Annotated in this window: 16 protein-coding genes; 11 read left to right on the top strand and 5 right to left on the bottom strand. The window is 75.0% G+C overall.

What is annotated here, in order from left to right; genetic code table 11:
* Positions 1-6 precede the first annotated feature (6 nt).
* The 5 genes from BKA21_RS06855 to BKA21_RS06835 are packed head-to-tail and all read left to right on the top strand — an operon-like array spanning position 7 to position 5,664.
* Positions 7-2,424 (top strand): glycoside hydrolase family 3 C-terminal domain-containing protein, encoded by a 2,418-nt coding sequence (locus BKA21_RS06855; RefSeq protein ID WP_140457556.1) that lies wholly within the window; start codon positions 7-9, stop codon positions 2,422-2,424.
* A gap of 45 nt (positions 2,425-2,469) precedes the next feature.
* Entirely contained in the window at positions 2,470-3,093 is a 624-nt protein-coding gene (locus tag BKA21_RS06850; RefSeq protein ID WP_203793380.1) for a hypothetical protein, read from the top strand.
* Positions 3,090-4,160, top strand: a complete 1,071-nt coding sequence (locus tag BKA21_RS06845; protein ID WP_140457555.1) for a glycosyltransferase family 2 protein — start codon at positions 3,090-3,092, stop codon at positions 4,158-4,160. The genes BKA21_RS06850 and BKA21_RS06845 overlap by 4 nt, the downstream gene beginning before the upstream one ends.
* A complete protein-coding gene (locus BKA21_RS20135; RefSeq protein WP_140457554.1) occupies positions 4,058-4,414 on the top strand; it encodes a beta-galactosidase small subunit-related protein in 357 nt (118 codons plus the stop codon). The genes BKA21_RS06845 and BKA21_RS20135 overlap by 103 nt, the downstream gene beginning before the upstream one ends.
* Positions 4,411-5,664, top strand: coding sequence for an MFS transporter (locus tag BKA21_RS06835; RefSeq protein WP_170208906.1), 1,254 nt, complete (start codon positions 4,411-4,413; stop codon positions 5,662-5,664). The genes BKA21_RS20135 and BKA21_RS06835 overlap by 4 nt, the downstream gene beginning before the upstream one ends.
* 74 nt (positions 5,665-5,738) lie before the next feature.
* Here BKA21_RS06835 and BKA21_RS06830 read toward each other — a convergent pair whose 3' ends face one another.
* Positions 5,739-7,040: a glycoside hydrolase family 16 protein gene (locus tag BKA21_RS06830; RefSeq protein ID WP_239072716.1), complete on the bottom strand. Its 1,302-nt coding sequence runs from the start codon at positions 7,038-7,040 to the stop codon at positions 5,739-5,741.
* Positions 7,041-7,216: 176 nt separating this feature from the next.
* Between BKA21_RS06830 and BKA21_RS06825 the strand changes: the two genes are divergently transcribed.
* From BKA21_RS06825 to BKA21_RS06815, 3 genes are all read left to right on the top strand, one after another.
* On the top strand, positions 7,217-9,454 hold the full coding sequence (locus BKA21_RS06825; RefSeq protein ID WP_140457552.1) for a putative bifunctional diguanylate cyclase/phosphodiesterase: 2,238 nt from the start codon (positions 7,217-7,219) through the stop codon (positions 9,452-9,454).
* 72 nt (positions 9,455-9,526) lie between these two features.
* Positions 9,527-10,708, top strand: a complete 1,182-nt coding sequence (locus BKA21_RS06820; protein WP_140457551.1) for an RtcB family protein — start codon at positions 9,527-9,529, stop codon at positions 10,706-10,708.
* 333 nt (positions 10,709-11,041) lie between these two features.
* On the top strand, positions 11,042-12,961 hold the full coding sequence (locus BKA21_RS06815; protein WP_203793382.1) for an RICIN domain-containing protein: 1,920 nt from the start codon (positions 11,042-11,044) through the stop codon (positions 12,959-12,961).
* A gap of 206 nt (positions 12,962-13,167) precedes the next feature.
* Here BKA21_RS06815 and BKA21_RS06810 read toward each other — a convergent pair whose 3' ends face one another.
* Positions 13,168-13,602 (bottom strand): VOC family protein, encoded by a 435-nt coding sequence (locus BKA21_RS06810; protein ID WP_140457550.1) that lies wholly within the window; start codon positions 13,600-13,602, stop codon positions 13,168-13,170.
* Between the two features lie 133 nt (positions 13,603-13,735).
* Here BKA21_RS06810 and BKA21_RS06805 point away from each other — a divergent pair, with 133 nt between their 5' ends.
* Complete coding sequence (locus BKA21_RS06805; protein ID WP_140457549.1) at positions 13,736-14,134, top strand: DUF4259 domain-containing protein; 399 nt, start codon at positions 13,736-13,738, stop codon at positions 14,132-14,134.
* 21 nt (positions 14,135-14,155) lie between these two features.
* On the opposite strand, the gene BKA21_RS06800 is transcribed toward BKA21_RS06805, so the two are convergent.
* Positions 14,156-14,305, bottom strand: a complete 150-nt coding sequence (locus BKA21_RS06800; protein ID WP_179625328.1) for a hypothetical protein — start codon at positions 14,303-14,305, stop codon at positions 14,156-14,158.
* 126 nt (positions 14,306-14,431) lie between these two features.
* Between BKA21_RS06800 and BKA21_RS06795 the strand changes: the two genes are divergently transcribed.
* Both BKA21_RS06795 and BKA21_RS06790 read left to right on the top strand, forming a co-directional pair.
* A complete protein-coding gene (locus BKA21_RS06795) occupies positions 14,432-15,337 on the top strand; it encodes a helix-turn-helix transcriptional regulator (RefSeq protein ID WP_140457547.1) in 906 nt (301 codons plus the stop codon).
* A 56-nt stretch (positions 15,338-15,393) separates the two neighbouring features.
* Entirely contained in the window at positions 15,394-16,380 is a 987-nt protein-coding gene (locus BKA21_RS06790) for an aldo/keto reductase (RefSeq protein ID WP_140457546.1), read from the top strand.
* Between the two features lie 16 nt (positions 16,381-16,396).
* On the opposite strand, the gene BKA21_RS06785 is transcribed toward BKA21_RS06790, so the two are convergent.
* Together BKA21_RS06785 and BKA21_RS19070 are read right to left on the bottom strand one after the other, a co-directional pair.
* Positions 16,397-17,794, bottom strand: coding sequence for an MFS transporter (locus tag BKA21_RS06785; protein ID WP_257023599.1), 1,398 nt, complete (start codon positions 17,792-17,794; stop codon positions 16,397-16,399).
* Positions 17,795-17,806: 12 nt separating this feature from the next.
* A complete protein-coding gene (locus BKA21_RS19070; RefSeq protein ID WP_203793386.1) occupies positions 17,807-18,001 on the bottom strand; it encodes a hypothetical protein in 195 nt (64 codons plus the stop codon).
* Positions 18,002-18,118: the final 117 nt, after the last annotated feature.

The following is an 18,118-nucleotide window of genomic DNA, read 5'->3' as shown; positions in this document are numbered from 1 at the left end:
GACGACATGAGCGACCCCCGGACCGTCCTCGAGCAGCTCACCGTGCTGGAGAAGGCCGCGCTGCTGAGCGGCGAGAACGTGTGGGAGACGCGTGCCGTGCCGCGCCTGGACGTCCCGTCGGTCTACCTCGCGGACGGGCCGCACGGCGTGCGCAAGCAGGTCGGCGCGTCGGACCACCTGGGCCTGCACGGCTCGGAGCCGTCGACGTGCTTCCCGACCGCGGCCACGGTCGCGAACAGCTGGGACCCGGTGCTCGCCGAGCGCGTCGGGCGGGCGCTGGGCGTCGAGGCCGCCGCGCTGGGGGTCGACGTGCTGCTCGGTCCGGGCCTGAACATCAAGCGCAGCCCCCTGTGCGGGCGCGCGTTCGAGTACTTCTCCGAGGACCCCCTGCTGTCGGGGCGCCTCTCGGCGGCCTACGTGCGCGGCATCCAGGAGGCGGGGGTGCTGGCCTGCCCCAAGCACCTCGCGGCCAACAGCCAGGAGCTGCGCCGTATGGCGTCGGACTCCGTCGTCGACGAGCGCACGCTGCGCGAGCTGTACCTCACGGCCTTCGAGATCACGGTCCGCGAGGGGCGGCCCGGCGCGATCATGTCCAGCTACAACCGCGTCAACGGCACCTACGCGCACCAGAACGCGCACCTGCTCACCGAGGTGCTGCGCGAGGAGTGGGGCTTCGACGGGCTGGTCGTCAGCGACTGGGGCGGGGCGGACGACTCCGTCGCCGCGGTCCGGGCGGGCGGCACCCTGGAGATGCCCGCGCCCGGCCTGCACGTCGTGCGCCGCCTCGTCGCCGCGGTCGCCGGCGGCGAGCTCGACGAGGCGGACCTCGACGCGCGGGCGGCCGAGGTGCTCGCCGTCGCCCTGCGCGAGCGCGCCCCGCGGCCGGCCGTCGACCACGACGCCCACCACGCGCTCGCCCGCGAGGTCGCCGCCCGCAGCGCCGTGCTGCTGCGCAACGAGGACGACCTGCTGCCCCTCGCGGCGGGCACGCGCGTCGCGGTGGTCGGCGACTTCGCCCGCACGCCCCGCTACCAGGGCGCCGGCTCGTCGCAGGTCAACCCGACCCGGCTGGAGACCGTGCTCGACGTGGTCGACGGCAGCGGCCTGGTGCTCACCGGGTTCGCCGCCGGGTTCCGGCGCGACGGCGCCCCCGACGACGCGCTCGTGCGCGAGGCCGTCGAGGTCGCGCAGGGTGCCGACGTCGTCCTCGTGCACCTGGGGCTGGACGAGAGCACCGAGTCCGAGGGCGTCGACCGTGCGCACCTGCGGCTCGCCGACGCGCAGGTGCGGGTGCTGCGCGCCGTCGCCGCCGTCAACCCCCGGGTCGTGGTCGTGCTCGCCGCCGGCGGCGTCGTCGAGATGCCGTGGCTGGCGGACTGCCGGGCGCTCCTGCACGCGTACCTGGGTGGGCAGGCCGGCGCCAGCGGCGTGCTGGACGTGCTCACCGGGCGCGTGGAGCCCGCCGGCCGGCTCGCCGAGTCGTACCCCGTGCGCCTCGAGGACACCCCCACGGCAGCCACGTTCCCCGGGACGGGCCGCACCGTGGAGTACCGCGAGGGGCCGTTCGTCGGGTACCGCTACTACGAGACCGCGGGCGTGCCGGTGGCCTTCGGGTTCGGGCACGGCCTGACGTACACGTCGTTCGCGTACGACGACCTGACGGTCGGTGACCGCGAGGTGACGTTCACACTGACGAACACCGGTCCCCGCCCCGGCGCCGAGGTGGCGCAGGTGTACGTCACGCGGCGCGGCGACGGCGTGCTGCGCCCCGCCCGGGTGCTCGCCGGCTGGGCCCGCGTCGAGCTCGCCCCGGGCGAGCGGCGCACCGTGACCGTCCCGGTCGACCCGACGGCGCTGCGCCACCACGACGTCGCGACCGGCACGTGGCAGGTGGAGACCGCGACGTACGACGTGCTCGTCGGCGCGAGCGTGCGCGACGTGCGCCTGACCGGCGCGCTCGACGTCGTCGGGACCGTCGATCCCGACCGGGGCGCGTGCGACGCCCTGCCGTCGTACCGCGTGGGCCACGTCCGGAACGTGCCCGACGCCGAGTTCGCGGCGCTGCTCGGCCGCCCGGTGCCCCGCGCCGAGGGCGGCCCGCTGCTCGACGTGAACGACACCCTGGGGCAGATGGGGTCCGCGCGCTCCCCGCTCGCCCGGCTCGTGCACCGGGTCCTCGTCGCGGTCCGCCGCCGTGCGGACCGCCGCGGGACGCCCGACCTCAACGTGCTGTTCATCTACCACATGCCGTTCCGGGCGCTGGCGAAGATGACGAACGGCGTCGTCAGCGCCGACGTCGTGGACGCGCTGCTGACCGTCGTCAACGGGCGGACGCTCGTCGGGCTCGGGCGCACGGTGCGCGCCCTGGTCGCGACGCGGCTCGCCGACCGCAGGACCCGGCGCGCGCTGCGGGCCGGCGGCTGAGCCGCGCCGCCCCGGCCCGCCCACCCCCGAGAGGACCTCCCCGCCGTGATCTCCCGCCTGCGCCACCTGTGGTCGTCGTTCGCCGAGCGCCGCCCCGGCACGGCCCAGTTCGTCGTCTTCTTCGTCCTGAGCAACGGCATCACCGTGCTCCAGCTCGCGCTGATGCCCGCGTTCCGCGCGGTGTTCGACGCGACGTCGCTCGTCGACGTCCCGTTCCAGGTGTGGGCCGTCGGGACGAACGTCGACGGAACGGCGTACCACGTCTTCGACTACGCGGCCGGATCGCTCCCGGAGGGGGGAGGCGGGCTGGCATACTTCCTCGCCGTGCAGATCACGCTGCTGATCGCGCAGGTGATCAACTTCTTCGCCCAGCGCACGATCACGTTCCGGTCGAACAGCTCGATCCTGCGCGCGGCGTCCTGGTACGCCCTGGCCTACGTCGTCATCACCCTCGGGGCGGCCGCGGCCCAGGGGCTGTACAAGACGCCGCTGTACACGCTGCTCATCGACTCGTGGGGCCTGGGCCGCACGGGCGAGACCCTGGCCGACGTCCTGACGATGGTCGTCAACGCGGCCATATCGTTCTGGGTGTTCTTCCCCATCTTCAAGCTGATCTTCACGCGCGAGCCCGACCCGGGGCCCGCCCTCGACGACGCGAGGACCGCATGACCCAGCTCGCCCCGCTCGCGCCGGAGTCCGGCACGGGCACCCCCGCGGTCGCGACCCCGGTGCTCACCGTGGTCGTGCCCGCGTACAACTCCGACGCCTACCTCGACCGGTGCCTCGACACCCTCGTGGGCGTGGGGCCGGCCGTCGAGGTCGTCGTCGTCGACGACGGGTCGACCGACGGCACCGCGGCGCTGGCGCAGCGGTACGCGGAGCGCCACCCGGGCGTCCGGGTGGTCAGCAAGGCCAACGGCGGCCACGGCTCGGCCGTCAACACCGGTCTCGAGCACGCCACGGGCACGTGGTTCAAGGTCGTCGACTCCGACGACTGGGTCGACGAGGACGCGTTCGCCGAGCTGGTGCGGACCCTGCTCGCCTTCGTCGAGGGCGGTCAGGACGTCGACCTCGTCGTGTCGAACTTCGTCTACGAGAAGACCGGCAAGCGGACCAAGACGGTCGTGCGGTTCGGCTCCGCGCTCCCGCGGCGGACCGTCACCACGTGGTCCGGCACGCGCCGGTTCCGCCGCGGGCGCTACATGCTCATGCACGCGATGGTGTACCGCACGCAGCTGCTGCGCGACGTGGGCCTGCGCCTGCCCGAGCACACCTTCTACGTCGACAACCTCTACGCGTTCGTCCCGCTCGCCCAGGTGCGGACCCTGTACTACCTGGACGTGGACCTGTACCGGTACTTCATCGGCCGCGAGGACCAGTCCGTGCAGGAGGCGGTGATGCTGCGCCGCCTCGACCAGCAGCTGCGCGTCAACCGCGCGATGCTGCGGCACCTGCACGACACCCCCGTGACGGACCGGCGCCTGCGCCGCTACCTGCTGCACCACCTGGAGATCGTCTGCGCCGTGTCGTCGGTGCTGCTGCTGCGCTCGGGCACCCCGCAGGACCTCGCGGCCCGCGACGCCCTGTGGGCCGAGCTGCGCGCCGAGGACTGGTGGCTGTACCGCCGCGTGCGGTGGTCGGCCCTCGGCGCCGTGAGCAACCTGCCCGGGCGTGGCGGCCGGCGCGTCTCCCTGCTCGTCTACCGCGTCGCGCAGCGGGTCGTCGGCTTCAGCTGACCGTCACCGCACCCCGGCCGGCCGGGAGCAGCGCGGCCGCCGCGGTCGCCCTCACCGTCCGCCCGTGGGACCGCCGCACCGTCGCCACCACCGCGCACGACCACGACCTGCCGCCGGCCACCGCCACGCACGTCTCGCTCGACGCGGCCCGCAGCGGTGTGGGCACCGCGTCGTGCGGGCAGGGCGTGCTGCCCCGGTACCGGCTGCGCCCCTCGCACCAGGTGCTGCGGGTCGTGCTCACCGCCCTGCCGTGAGCGGGCGGGTCGTGGACGCACCCGTCGGCCGGGCGACCGCGTCCCCGGGTGCGTGGCGGCTGCGCGCCCTCGTCCTCGCCGCGTACTGCGTCAACGGGTTCAGCCTGGCCGCCTGGACGGTCCGGCTGCCCGCGATCGGGGTCGAGGCCGGCCTCGACGCGGGCGGCCTCGGTCGCCTCCTCATGGCCAACGCGCTCGGCACGCTGGTGACGATCCCGCTCGCGGGCCGGTGGGTGCAGCGCGCCGGCGCGCCCCGCGTGTACCTCGCCGCGACCGTCGGCTTCGTCCTCGCGTACGGCGGGCTCGCGGCCGCCCTGCACGCCGGCACCCTGCCCGGGCTGCTCGGCGCGGCGGTGCTGCACGGCGCCGCCTTCGCGCTCACCAACGTGCCGCAGGCCGTGCTCGGCACCGAGGCCGAGCGGCGCGTGGGACGCACCGTGCTGCCGCAGTTCCACGCCGCGTACTCGATCGCGGGCGCGGCGGGGGCGGCGGTCGGCGGTGCCGCCGCGGCCGCCGGCGTCGGGCCCGCCGCGCAGATCGCCGCGCTCGCCGCCGTCGCGGCGCTCGGGCGGGGCGCGGTGAGCCTCCTCCTGCGCGGCGACCACGCCCACGCACCCCGTGCCCACCTGGAGCGCTCCGGGGAGCACCCCGCACCGGTCGCCCCCCGCGCACGCCGGCGTACGGGCGTGTGGCTCGAGCGCCCGACCGTGCTCCTCGGCGTCGTCGTGTTCGGCGCCGCCCTGTCGGAGGGGGCCGCGAACAGCTGGATGGCGCCGCTCGTCGTCGAGGCGCTCGCGGTCGACGAGGGTGCTGCCGCCACGTTCGTCTCCGTGTTCCTCGTCGCGCAGACCGCCGGGCGGCTGCTCGGCGGCGGCCTCGTCGACCGGGCGGGGCGGGGCGCCACGCTCGTCACCTCGGCCCTCGTCTCGGCCGTCGGCGTCCTGGTGCTCGTCACCGCCGGGTCCGTCCCGGTCGCCTACGCCGGCGCCGGGGTGTGGGGCCTCGGTGCCGCGCTCGCCGTGCCCGTGGCGGTGAGCCTGGCCGCGGCGCGGGGGGACGCGGCGGCCCGGATCGCGGCGGTCACGTCGCTCGCGTCGTTGGCCAACGTCGCCGGGCCCCCGGCCATCGGTGCCGTCGGCGACGCCGTGGGGCTGCCGTGGGCGGTCGGCGGGGTGGCGGTGGTCCTGCTCGCGGGCGCCGTCGCCGGCCGCGCGGCCGCCCGCACACCGCCGCGCGACGACCGGGCCTGACCGACGGTCCGGACCGTCCCGCACGCGACGACGGGCGCCCACCGGTGCGGTGGGCGCCCGTCGGTGCGTCGGGGTCAGACGGTCCAGCGCTGGTTGCCGGCGCCCGTGCAGTCCCAGACCTGGACGCGCTGCCCGTCGCGGACGGGCAGGCCGCCCACGGCGTCGAGGCAGCGGCCGGACTGCGGGTTGCGCAGGGCCCCGGTGGTGGCGTCGTACGTCCAGCGCTGCGCGCCCGTGCCGTTGCACGTCCACAGCTGCACGACGGTGCCGTTGGCGGTGCCGCCGCCGGCCACGTCGAGGCACTTGCCCAGGGCCCGCACGGTGCCGTCGGCGGCACGGGTCCACTGCTGGGCGACGTTGCCGTTGCACGCGACGACCTGCGCGGGGTTGCCGTCCCGGGCCTCGCCCCACGGCACGTCGAGGCAGAGCTCGCCGTTGACGCGCAGCGTGCCGGTGCCCGTGCCGCCCGTGCCGGTGCCGTTGTCGAGCACGCGGATCCAGTCGACCTTCATCTGCTGCGGGAAGCTCGTGGTGGCGTCGGGGTAGCCGGGCCAGCTGCCGCCCACGGCGACGTTGAGGATGAGGAAGTACGGCTTGTCGAACACCCAGGCGTTGGAGCCGACGGACGCGCGCGTGACCTGGTGGTACTGCTTGCCGTCGACGTACCAGGTGATCTGCCCGGGCTTCCAGTCGACCGCGAAGGTGTGGAAGTCGTCGGCGAACGACCACCCCTGCGGGTGCATGGAGCTGCCGGTGATGCCGCTGCCGCCGGAGTACCCGGGGCCGTGCACGGTGCCGTGCACGAGGTGCGGCTCCTTGCCGACGTTCTCCATGACGTCGATCTCGCCGGACGACGGCCACGAGGTGGCGGGGAAGTCGGCGCCGAGCATCCAGAACGCGGGCCAGATGCCCTGGCCGCGGGGGATCTGCATGCGGGCCTCGATGCGGCCGTACTGGATCTCGACCTTGTCGTTGGTCTGCAGGCGGGCCGACGTGTAGCCGCCGTCGGCCTCGCGGCGGGCGGTGAGCACGAGGTTGCCCGCGCCGTCGAGCGCGGAGTTCGCACGCGACGTCGTGTAGTTCTGCAGCTCGGCGTTGCCCCAGCCGTTGGCGCCGGTGTCGTAGTTCCACACCGAGGTGTCGGGGGCGGTGCCGGCGGCGCCGTTGAACTCCTGGGACCACAGGACGTCGCCGACGGACGTCGGCAGCGCCGCCGCGTCGTTGGTGCCGGCTCCGGTGCCGGTCACGGCGGCGTGCGAGGCGGTCGCGGTGGCGGCCAGCAGGATCACGCCGACGAGCGCGGCGGCACGTCGTCGTGCGCGCGGGTCGGCGGGCCTGCGGGTGTGGTGGCGGGGTCGTACGGGTGCAAATGTCACGTTTTGTCTCCATTCGACGGACCCGACCGACGGTAGCCCTGCCCGTGACGGCGGGACAACCCCTCGATGACAGGCGTCGGTGCAGGCCTCGTGCGGGGAGGGTGAACGTGGCGCGCAGGCGGGGGACACGTCGGACGACCGCTCAGCGGCGTCGGCGGCCGGTCGATCCGGCCGACATGCACAGGTGGTGGGCCCCGTACCAGACGGTCGCAGCCGCGGCCCTGGTGGTGTGGTCGCTGCTGCCCGTCGGCGCGCCCCGCGACGTCGCGTTCGTGGTCATCGGCCTCCTCGGCGTCGCGGCGATGGTGGTGGGCGTCCGCACCCACCGGCCCGCGGCGGCCGCGGCCTGGTACCTGCTGGCGCTCGGCCAGCTCGTGCTGGTCGTCGGGGACGCCATGTTCTCCTGGTACTCCCACGTGCTCGGCGTGGAGCCGTTCCCCTCGCCGGCCGACGTCGTGTACCTGAGCGCGTACCCGTTCCTGGTCGCCGGCCTCGTGCTGCTGATCCGGGCGCGGCGGCGCGGGCCCGACCCCGTCGGCCGCCTCGAGGCGGGCATCGCGACGGCCGCGCTCGGCCTGCTCGTGTACGTGTTCGTCGCCGAGCCGATCCTCGTCGCCGGCGACCCGCCGCTGACCACGACCCTCGCGCTCGGCTACCCGTTCGTCGACGTCGTCGTCGTCGCCGCGCTCGCCCGGCTCAGCCTCGCCCCGGGTGCCCGGCCCGCCGCGTACCAGCTGCTCGTGACGTCGATGCTGCTCCTGCTCGTGGCGGACATCGCCTACGCCTTCACGTACGGCGAGAGCCTCGGCAGCTGGCTCGACGTCCTGTGGCTGCTGTCCTACCTGCTGTCCGGCGCCGCCGCCCTGCACCCCTCGATGCGGCACGTGGGCCGTCCCGCCACGACCTCCGGCCGGCTGACCGGATGGCGCATGGCCGGCATGATCGCGGCCGGGCTCGTGGCGCCGTCCATCGAGTCCGCCGAGGTCCTCACCGGGCGCGAGCACGACTCGTGGCCCGTCCGGGTGGGCTTCCTCGTGGTCGTCGGCCTCACCCTGCGGCGCATGTACGTCGCCGTCCAGCACTCCGAGCGCGCCGTGCAGCAGCGGCAGCAGGCGCAGGCCGCGCTCGCCCACCAGGCCTCGCACGACGACCTCACGGGCATCGCGAACCGGTCCCGGACCATCGAGACGATCGAGGCCGCGCTCGCCCGGGCCCAGGCCGACGGCGGCCTCGTGGGGCTCATGTTCGTCGACATCGACCACTTCAAGGCCGTGAACGACACGTACGGCCACGCGGCCGGCGACGAGGTGCTCCAGCACGTCACCGAGCGCGCGCGGGCGTCCGTGCGGGCCACCGACCTGGTCGGCCGGGTCGGCGGCGACGAGATCGTCGTGCTGGTCGACGACCCGCCGTCGGAGGAGGTCCTGCACCAGGTCGCCCAGCGCGTGCTCGACGCCGTCCGCACCCCGCTGCGCGTGCGGGGCCGCGACCTGGTGGTGTCCGCGTCGGTCGGCGTCGCGTTCTGCCACGACGGCGCCGTGGCCGCGGACGTGCTCCTGCAGGAGGCCGACGCCGCCGCCTACCGGGCCAAGTCCGCGGGCCGTGGCCGCGTCGAGGTCTTCGACGAGGAGCTGCGCCGCCACCTGCGCGAGACCGCCGAGCTCGAGGTCGCGATCCGCCACGGTCTCGCCGCGGGCGACTTCGTCATGCACTACCAGCCGATCGTCGACGTCGGGTCGGGCGACGTCGTCGGCTACGAGGCCCTGGCCCGCTGGGACCGGCCCGGGCACGGCGTCCTCGCCCCCGCGGAGTTCATCCCGCTCGCCGAGCAGTCGTCGCTGATCCGCGACGTCGGGCGCTGGGGGCTGGTCGAGGCGTGCGGGCAGATCGCCCGCTGGGACGCCGAGGGCCGCTCGCCGGTGACCGTCGCCGTCAACATCTCCGGCCGGCACCTCGCCTCGCCGGCGGTCGTCGACGACGTCGAGGTCGCGCTGTCGATGACGGGCGTGGACCCGCGCCGGCTCGTCCTGGAGATCACCGAGACCACGTTCGTGCACCACCCCGAGGCGCCCGCGCGGCTCCAGGCCCTGCGCGACCTGGGCGTCGGCGTCAGCATCGACGACTTCGGCACCGGGTACACCTCGATCGGCCGCATGCAGGACCTGCCGGCGTCGACGCTGAAGATCGACCGGTCCCTCGTCGCCCCCGCGACCGAGCGCGGCCGGCGCCTGCTCGAGCTCGTCGTGCACGCCGCCCACGCCACCGGCCTGGCGGTCGTGGCCGAGGGGGTCGAGACCGCCGAGCAGCTCGAGGCGGTCCGCGCCACCGGCTGCGACCTGGTCCAGGGCTTCCACCTCGCCCACCCGCTGCCCGTCGACCGTCTCGACGTCCCCCGCGCCCCCGTCCCCGCCTGACCTCCCCCGGGGACGCCGCGGTCGGCGATATCAGGCCGACAGCGCACCGCCCCGGCTGGCACGCTCGCCCGCATGTCGTTCGAGAAGATCGGTGCGCGCCTCGTCAGCTGGGCCTCGGTGCTGGACACCGCGACCCGGGACCAGGCGCTGCGCACCTCCACCCTGCCCTTCGTGCACCCGCACGTGGCCCTCATGCCCGACGCCCACCTGGGCAAGGGTGCGACCGTCGGAAGCGTCATCCCCACCGAGCGGGCGCTGATCCCCGCGGCCGTCGGCGTCGACATCGGCTGCGGGATGATCGCCGTCCGCACCCAGTGGACCGGTGAGCAGCTGCGCGGCACGGGCCGCCCGCTCGCCGAGCTGCGCCGGGACGTCGAGCGGCGCGTGCCGCTGTCGGCGGGCGCCGCCAACGCGACCCTCACGCCCTCGGCCGCGGCGCGCGTCGCGGTCCTGGAGGAGGCCGCTGCCGCCGCGGGGTTCGACCCCGCCCGGTACGCGTCGCGGTGGGCCCTGCAGCTCGGCTCGCTCGGGTCCGGCAACCACTTCATCGAGGTGAGCGTCGACGAGGCGGACACCGTGTGGCTGTTCCTGCACTCGGGCTCGCGCGGCGTGGGCAACAAGATCGCCCAGCACCACATCCAGGTCGCGGCCGAGCTGTGCCGCCGCTGGTGGATCGAGCTGCCCGACCGCGACCTGGCCTACCTCGTGGAGGGCACCGACGAGTTCTGGGCGTACGTGCGCGAGCTGCGCTGGGCCCAGGACTACGCCCTGGCCAACCGCGAGGAGATGATGGACCGGGTCGTCGACGCCCTCGCGCAGTTCATGGGCGAGCCCGTGCAGGAGCGCGAGCGCGTCAACTGCCACCACAACTTCACCGAGCTGGAGGAGCACTTCGGCCGGCAGGTGTGGGTGTCCCGCAAGGGGGCGATCCGGGCCCGGGCCGGCGACCCCGGGCTGATCCCCGGCTCGATGGGCACGGCGTCGTACGTCGTGGTCGGCACCGGCGACGCCATGTCGCTGTGCTCGAGCCCGCACGGCGCCGGGCGGCAGTACTCGCGCACGGCCGCGCGCCGCACGTTCACCCACGAGCAGCTGCGCGAGGCCATGGTCGGGATCGAGTACCGGGACACCGACGCGTTCCTCGACGAGATCCCCGCCGCCTACAAGGACATCGACCAGGTGATGGCCGACGCGAAGGACCTCGTGGAGGTCCGGCACGTGCTCCGCCAGGTCGTCAACGTCAAGGGAGACTGACGGTGAGGGCGCAGGCGAGCGCCGCAGCCTGGTGCTCCTGGCCCGGCGGCCGACGGACCTCGGGTCGTGAGCCGGTCCGCCGGTTCGGCGGGGGAGGCCGACTCCTGCGCCCGGACGTGTTGAAACGTTTTAGGTCGTAGACACGGCGGCGCAGGGCGCGTATCCCTGGCGAGTCCGCCGCACCTCGGTGCTGCGCCGCGTCGCCGGGGCGCAGCATCGGCGGCCGGTGCCGGGGTGCCCGGCACCGGTGCGCGGCCGACGCACCATCCGTCCCCCGCCCTCCGATCGCCTCGGGCACCGCGTCCGACGTGGTCCTTCATCGATGGAGAACTCGTGCCTCCTCGTGCCGCCACCATGCCGCCGCACCCGTCCAGGGCCCTCGTCCGAGCCGTCATCGCCGCGGTCGCGGCGCTGTTCGCCGTCCTCGCCCTCGTCGTGTCCTCGCCGACCGCCACGGCGGTCGGCGAGGACACCGTCCGCAACCCTCTCCTCCCGAACGGCGCCGACCCGTGGCTGCAGTTCCACGACGGCAACTACTACCTCGCCACCACGACGTGGAGCTCGCAGCTGGTGATGCGCAAGTCGCCGACCCTGGCCGGCCTGCGCGACGCCGCGCCCGTGCACGTCTGGTCGGAGACGGCCGCTGACAGCGGGTTCAACTTCTGGGCACCGGAGTTCCACCGCCTCGACGGGCCGAACGGCACGCGGTGGTACCTGATGTACACGTCGGGGACGAGCGTCAACCTCGACGGTCAGAAGCTGCGCGTGCTGGAGAGCGCCGGCGACGACCCGATGGGCCCGTACGCCCTGCGCTCCACGCCGATGCCGAGCACGTGGAACATCGACGGCACCTACCTCACCGTCGGCGGGCAGCTGTACCTGCTGTGGTCGGAGTGGCAGGGCGCAGACCAGAGCCTGTGGATCTCCGCGATGACCAACCCGTGGACCGTCACCGGTCCGCGGGTGCTCATCTCCCGCCCCCAGCACTCGTGGGAGACCCAGGGCGGGCGCGTCAACGAGGCGCCCGAGGTGATCCAGCGCAACGGGCGCACGTTCGTCGTGTACTCGGCCAGCTCGTGCACCACCCCTGACTACACGCTCGGGATGCTCACGCTGACCGGCAGCAACCCGATGTCACCGTCGTCCTGGACGAAGCGGAGCACGCCGGTCTTCCAGCGTGCCGGCAGCGTCTACGGACCCGGGCACAACGGCTTCTTCCGCTCGCCCGACGGCACGCAGGACTGGATCGTCTACCACGCCAACGCCTCGGCCGGCGAGGGCTGCGGCAGCACGCGGTCGACTCGGGCGCAGCCGTTCACGTGGGCGTCGGACGGGTCCCCGAGCCTCGGGACCCCGGTCTCCACGACGACCGACCTCGCCGTCCCGTCGGGCGAGCAGGGGCCGATCACCGCCGCGGTGGAGGGCGCGGCGTACGCTCTGGTCAACCGCAGCAGCGGGCTGTGCGTGGGCGCCAGCGGCACCGCCGACGGCGGTGCGATGACGCAGCAGCCCTGCTCCCCGACGTCGAGCCGTTGGGTGCTCGACCCGACAGCTGACGGGTACTACCGCCTGGTCAACCGCGCGACCAGCAAGGTCGCGGACGTCGAGAGCTGCGGCGCGGCCGACGGCACCGACGTGCGGCAGTGGGCCTGGCTCGACAACGCGTGCCAGCAGTGGCAGGTCACCCCGACCACGGACGGCTGGTCGCGGCTGACCAACCGTGCCACCGGCAAGGCCCTCGACCTGGCCGACTGCGCGCCCGCGACGGGGACGAACATCCGCACCTGGGCTTCCAACGGGACGGTGTGCCAGGAGTGGCGCCTCGCCCCCGTGGGCACCGTGGCCGTGGTAAGCAGCCAGAGCGGCAAGGTCGTCGACGTCGCGGACTGCTCGACCACGGCGGGCGCCTCGGTGCGCTCGTGGGCCTGGAACGGTGCCGCGTGCCAGCGGTGGTCCTTCGAGCACACCGACAACGGCTACTACCGGATGCACCCCGCCTCGTCGCCGTCCGCGTGCCTGGTGGTCGCGTCCGGGTCGACGGCGGACGGCGCGAGCCTGACCCAGGGGGCCTGCTCGTCGACCGGCAGCCAGTGGCGTCTGCAGCCGCTCGCCGACGGCTCGACACGCCTCGTCGCGCGGCACAGCGGCAAGGTCCTCGACCTGGCGGGCTGCGGTCTGGCGAACGGCACGGCGCTGGTGCAGTGGGCGTCGCTGGACAACATCTGCCAGCGGTTCACGCTGCGCGCCCTGTGACCGGTCGGGACGTCCGCCCGATCGTGCGGCGGGCCTCGAGGGGCCGCTCCTCGGAGACCCGCGGCGGGGGCGTGGAGGGCGAGACGTCCCACGACCGCGTCGGCAGCTGCGGCTGCCCGTGCTGACGACCTGGCGGAGCCGACCACGTGCTCCGTCAGGTCGTCGACGGCGAGCCCGCCGGACGATCGTCGTGCGGGTCCGTCGCCTCAGTCGAGGCAGAACTCGTTGCCCTCGACGTCCGCCATGACGAGGCACGACTCGTTCTCCTCGTCGGCGAGCATGAGGCGCAGCCGGGTGGCACCGAGCGTGGTCAGCCGCGTGCACTCCGCCTCGAGCACGGCCAGGCGGTCGTCGCCGACGAGCCCGGCGCCGACCTTGACGTCGAGGTGGACGCGGTTCTTGACGGCCTTGCCCTCGGGCACCCGCTGGAAGTACAGCCGGGGACGAGAGCCCGCCGGGTCGCTGCACGCGAACCACGCGCCCGGGTGGGACCGGCCCCACCCGCGGGCGGCGTCGTCCCAGGTGGCCGCGTCGTCGGGCGGGGCCGACGGGACGTACCCGAGGGCCTCGCACCAGAACAGTCCCACCCGGACGGGGTCGGCGCAGTCGAACGTGACCTGGACCTGCGGCACGGACGTCACGGGAGGATGCTAGGTCGTCCGCGGGTCGGACGCGCCGCTACCGGTGCCCCTCCTTCGCGTCCTGCGTGTCGGCGGGCCCTGGCAGGGTGCGGCGCAGACGCGGGTGCGTGGCCCGCGGCGGGAGGAGCTGGCCGTGGGTGCATGGGGTGCGGGGCCGTGGGAGAACGACGGGGCGCTCGACCTGCTGGCCGAGGTCGGGGACGGCGGCCTGGTCGTCGAGGACCTCGCCTGGGCGTTCGAGGACGAGTACCTCGAGGTCGACGGCGGCCAGATCGCGCTCGCGCTGGTCGACCTCGCGCTCGCCGTGCGCGGGCTCCGGCCCGTCCCGGGGGACCTCGACCTCGACCGGGTCGCGCCGGCGTTCACGCCGGAGGTCGTGGCGTGGGTCGCCGAGCAGGCCGACCGGGCCCTGGCCGGGCCCGAGACGTCCGAGGCCTACGAGCTGTGGGAGGAGGCGGGCAGCCTCGACGAGTGGCGCCTGCCGGCCGTCGCGGCGCTCGCCGAGCTGCGCGCGTCGTCGCCCACGCCCTGAGGGCGGTCGCCGCCCGACCTGTCAGGTGGCGTCCTCGGGGGCCCGCACCGGCGGGCCGTCGCAGGGCGCCGGGCGGCGGGGGCGGGTGGCCGCGGCGGCGTGGCCGACCACGGCGGTGAGGGCCGTCAGGCCCAGGACCTCGAGCAGCATCTGCGGTGCCTCCTCGTGCACGACGGGTGGGGTGCGCCGGCGGCGCCCCACCATCAGACCGCTGCCCGGGCGCCCGCGGGAGTCCCTGCCGTGACGGGTACTGGCAGGGCCTCGTTCGCGCGGCCCGCCGGTCGTAGCGTGGCGGGCATGGACAACCGGGACGAGGTGCGTGACTTCCTGCGCTCGCGGCGTGCGCGGATCACGCCCGAGCAGGCGGGGCTGCCGGCCTACGGCACCCACCGCCGGGTGCCGGGGCTGCGCCGCGAGGAGGTCGCGATGCTCGCCGGCGTCTCCTCGGACTACTACGTGCGGCTCGAGCGGGGCAACCTCGCGGGGGTGTCGGAGAGCGTCCTGGAGTCGCTGGCGACGGTCCTGCGGCTCGACGAGGTGGAGCGTGCGCACCTGCGCGACCTCGCGCGGGGTGCGCGTCCGCGGGCGGCCCGGGCCCGTCGGTCGGTGCCCGCCGCGCGGACCGTGCCGCTGAGCGTGCGCGTGATGCTCGACGCCCTGACCCAGGCGCCCGCCGTGGTGCGCGACGAGCGGCTGGACATCCTCGCCGCCAACGCCCTCGGGCGTGCGCTGTACGCACCCCTGTTCGCCGACCCGTCGCGTCGCGCCAACCACGCGCGGTTCGCGTTCCTCGACCCGGCCGCCACGCGCTTCTGGGCCGACTGGGAGCGTGCGGCGGACGACACGGTCGGCGTGCTGCGGTTCGCGGCCGGGCGCGACCCGTTCGACAAGGCGCTCACGGCTCTCGTGGGGGAGCTGTCGACGCGCAGCGAGGAGTTCCGCTCCCGCTGGGCGGCGCACCACGTGCACGTGCACACCGGTGGGCGCAAGCGCATCCACCACCCCGTCGTCGGCGACGTCGAGCTCATGTACGACTCGATGACGATCGCCGCGGCGCCCGGGCTGACGCTCCTCGTCTACACGGCGGAGCCGGGGTCGCCGACGGCGGACGCGCTGCGCGTGCTCGCCAGCTGGGCGGCCACCGCCGACGCGTCGGGCGAGGCCGTCGTGCCCGGCGGCCCGGCGGCCGCGACCCACCCCTGACCGTCGTCGCCCGGCCCGACCGGGCGGGACCGCACCACGCACGGAAGGACGCACGCATGCACACCAGGACGCTCGGCGAGGGGCTCGAGGTCAGCGCGATCGGCCTCGGCGCCATGGGCATGTCGATGAGCTACGGGCCCAACCCCGGCACGCGCGAGGACATGGTGGCCGTGCTGCGCGCGGCGGTGGACCTCGGCGTCACGTTCGTCGACACCGCGGAGGTCTACGGGCCGTACGTCAACGAGGAGCTGGTGGGCGAGGCGCTCGCACCCGTGCGCGACCAGGTCGTCGTGGCGACGAAGTTCGGCTGGCGCATCGAGGACGGCCGGATGGTGGGGCTCGACAGCCGGCCCGAGCAGGTCCGGCGGGTGGCCGAGGCGTCGCTGCGGCGCCTGCGGACCGACGTGATCGACCTGTTCTACCAGCACCGCGTCGACCCCGACGTCCCGGTCGAGGACGTCGCGGGCACGGTCGGCGAGCTCGTGCAGGAGGGGAAGGTCCGCCACCTCGGCCTGTCCGAGGCGGGTGCGGAGACGATCCGCCGGGCGCACGCGGTGCACCCGGTGACGGCCGTGCAGAGCGAGTACTCCCTGTGGACCCGTGACCCCGAGCGGGGAGTGCTGGCGACCTGCGCGGAGCTCGGCATCGGGTTCGTGCCGTTCAGCCCGCTCGGCAAGGGGTTCCTGACCGGCACCGTCGGCACGTCCACGCAGTTCGCCGAGGGGGACATCCGCCGCCGGGTGCCGCGGTTCGAGGCTGAGAACCTGGCCGCGAACGAGGCGCTGCTGCAGGGGGTGCGCGACGTCGCGGCGGTCCGGGGTGCCACGCCCGGGCAGGTCGCGCTCGCGTGGCTGCTGGCGCAGCACCCGTGGGTCGTGCCGATCCCGGGCACGCGCCGGGTCGAGCGGGTGGCGGAGAACGCGGGGGCGACCGGTGTGGCGCTGAGCGCCGACGACGTGGCCGTGCTCGACGCGCTGGCCTCGCGGGTCGGGGTGCACGGCGACCGGTACGACGCCGCGGGCATGGCCATGGTCGGACGCTGACCGGCCGGTCGGCGGCTCAGCCGGCCGGGGTGCTCCGCCGGCGCCCCGCCGGACCGGGCACGGGGCCGCCGCCGGTCGTGACCGGCACCCGCCCGGTCGCGAAGAGCGCCCCCACGGCGACGAGCGCGAGCGTGGCGAGCGCGGCGTCGAGCCCCTCCACGCGGGCCGCCCGGTTCTCCGCGACGACGGCCCGCGCGGTGCCCTCGGCGACCTCGGCGTCGGCGAGGGCCTGCTCGAGGGCGGTGTCGGAGAGGAACGGGACACCGGCCGCGAGCTCGACCCCGGCCCGGTCGCGCACCGCCTGCGGCACGTCGGGGTTGTCCTGCACCCCGGCGGCCAGCGTCGCCGAGAGCACCGCGATGAGCACCGAGCCGGCCAGCGCGGTGCCGAGGGACGCGCCGAGGTTGGTCGCGGTGTTCTGCAGCCCGCCGACCTCGCCGCCCTGCTCGGTGGGCACCCCGGACACGGTGACGGCGCCGAGCTGGGAGGACAGGGCCCCGACACCCAGCCCGACGAGGGACAGGGGCACGGCGACGACGGCGGCCGACGAGTCGAGGCGGATGCCGCTCATGAGGACGAGGATCCCGAGGAGCAGCAGCGCGACGCCCACGCGCACGACCCGGCGGGGGGAGGCCTGGGGCCACAGCCGGGGGATGCCGGCGGCCGCGAGCAGCAGCGTCACGGACAGCGGCAGGATCCGCAGGCCGGTGTCGAGGGCCGGGAGCTCCAGCACCACGCTGAGGTAGAGCGGCACCACGAAGAAGATGCCCGCCTGCAGCAGGAACTGCAGGAAGAACATCAGCAGCCCGCCGGTCAGCTCGGGGTGCGTGAACAGCTCGAGCCGGACCAGGGGGTCGCCGCCGCGGCGGGCGAGCAGCGCCTCCCAGCGCAGGAAGACCCACACGACCAGCGCGCCGACCACCAGGCACCAGAACGTGGGGGACAGGCCGAGCAGCTCGGGCCCCCCGGGCTTCGGTGCGACCCAGCCCCACTCGCTCGACCGCAGCACGCCGAGCACGGCGGTGCCCAGGCCGAGCACGGACAGCACCGTGCCGACCAGGTCGAGGCGCGCCGTCCGGTCGCCGGGCACGTCCGCGACGGCGCGCGACAGCACGAGGACCAGCGCGACGACCACCACCTCGGCGAAGAACACGACCCGCCAGGACAGGTAGGTGGTGGTGGCCCCGCCCACCAGCGGGCCGACGGCGACGGCGACCGCCCCGGCTGCCGCGACCGTGCCGTACGCGCGGGGCCGGTCGCGCTGCGTGAAGTTCGCGGCGACCAGGGCGACGACGGCGGGCATGATCAGCGCCGCACCGAGACCTTCGAGCAGCGACCACCCGAGCAGCAGCACGGCCAGGTTCGGCGCGAGCCCGGTGACGAGGGACCCCGCGCCGTAGATCACGCAGCCCAGGGCGAAGGCCCGTCAGCGGCCGACGATCGTGCCGATCTTCCCGCCGGTGAGCATGGTCGTGGCCATCACCAGCGTGTACAGGGTGATGGCGGTCTGCACCCCGGTGATGGTGGTGCCGAGGTCGGCGGCCACCGTCGCCATCGACACGTTCATCACCGAGCTGTCGAGCGTCATGAGGAACTGCGCGGCCGCGAGCGTGACGAGCACCCCGCGTGCGGCCGTCGTCGCGCTCGCCGCCTGCGCACCTATCCCCGGCCACCCCCGTGGCGACCGGCCCGGGCGGGACGCGGTCCGTCGCGCCCCATGACGGCACCGCACCGCTCA

Origin of the sequence: Cellulomonas oligotrophica (genome assembly GCF_013409875.1) — a bacterium.
GTDB lineage: Bacteria > Actinomycetota > Actinomycetes > Actinomycetales > Cellulomonadaceae > Cellulomonas > Cellulomonas oligotrophica.
The sequence above is the reverse complement of the archived record's forward strand: the minus strand, read 5'-3'. Positions and strand labels throughout refer to the sequence as shown.

Bases quoted from the DNA above. Each gene is read 5' to 3' on its own strand.
- BKA21_RS06855 (WP_140457556.1), top strand. From the start codon at position 7: ATGAGCGACCCCCGGACCGTCCTCGAGCAGCTCACCGTGCTGGAGAAG.
- BKA21_RS06845 (WP_140457555.1), top strand. From the start codon at position 3,090: ATGACCCAGCTCGCCCCGCTCGCGCCGGAGTCCGGCACGGGCACCCCC.
- BKA21_RS06825 (WP_140457552.1), top strand. From the start codon at position 7,217: ATGCACAGGTGGTGGGCCCCGTACCAGACGGTCGCAGCCGCGGCCCTG.
- BKA21_RS06820 (WP_140457551.1), top strand. From the start codon at position 9,527: ATGTCGTTCGAGAAGATCGGTGCGCGCCTCGTCAGCTGGGCCTCGGTG.
- BKA21_RS06795 (WP_140457547.1), top strand. From the start codon at position 14,432: ATGGACAACCGGGACGAGGTGCGTGACTTCCTGCGCTCGCGGCGTGCG.
- BKA21_RS06790 (WP_140457546.1), top strand. From the start codon at position 15,394: ATGCACACCAGGACGCTCGGCGAGGGGCTCGAGGTCAGCGCGATCGGC.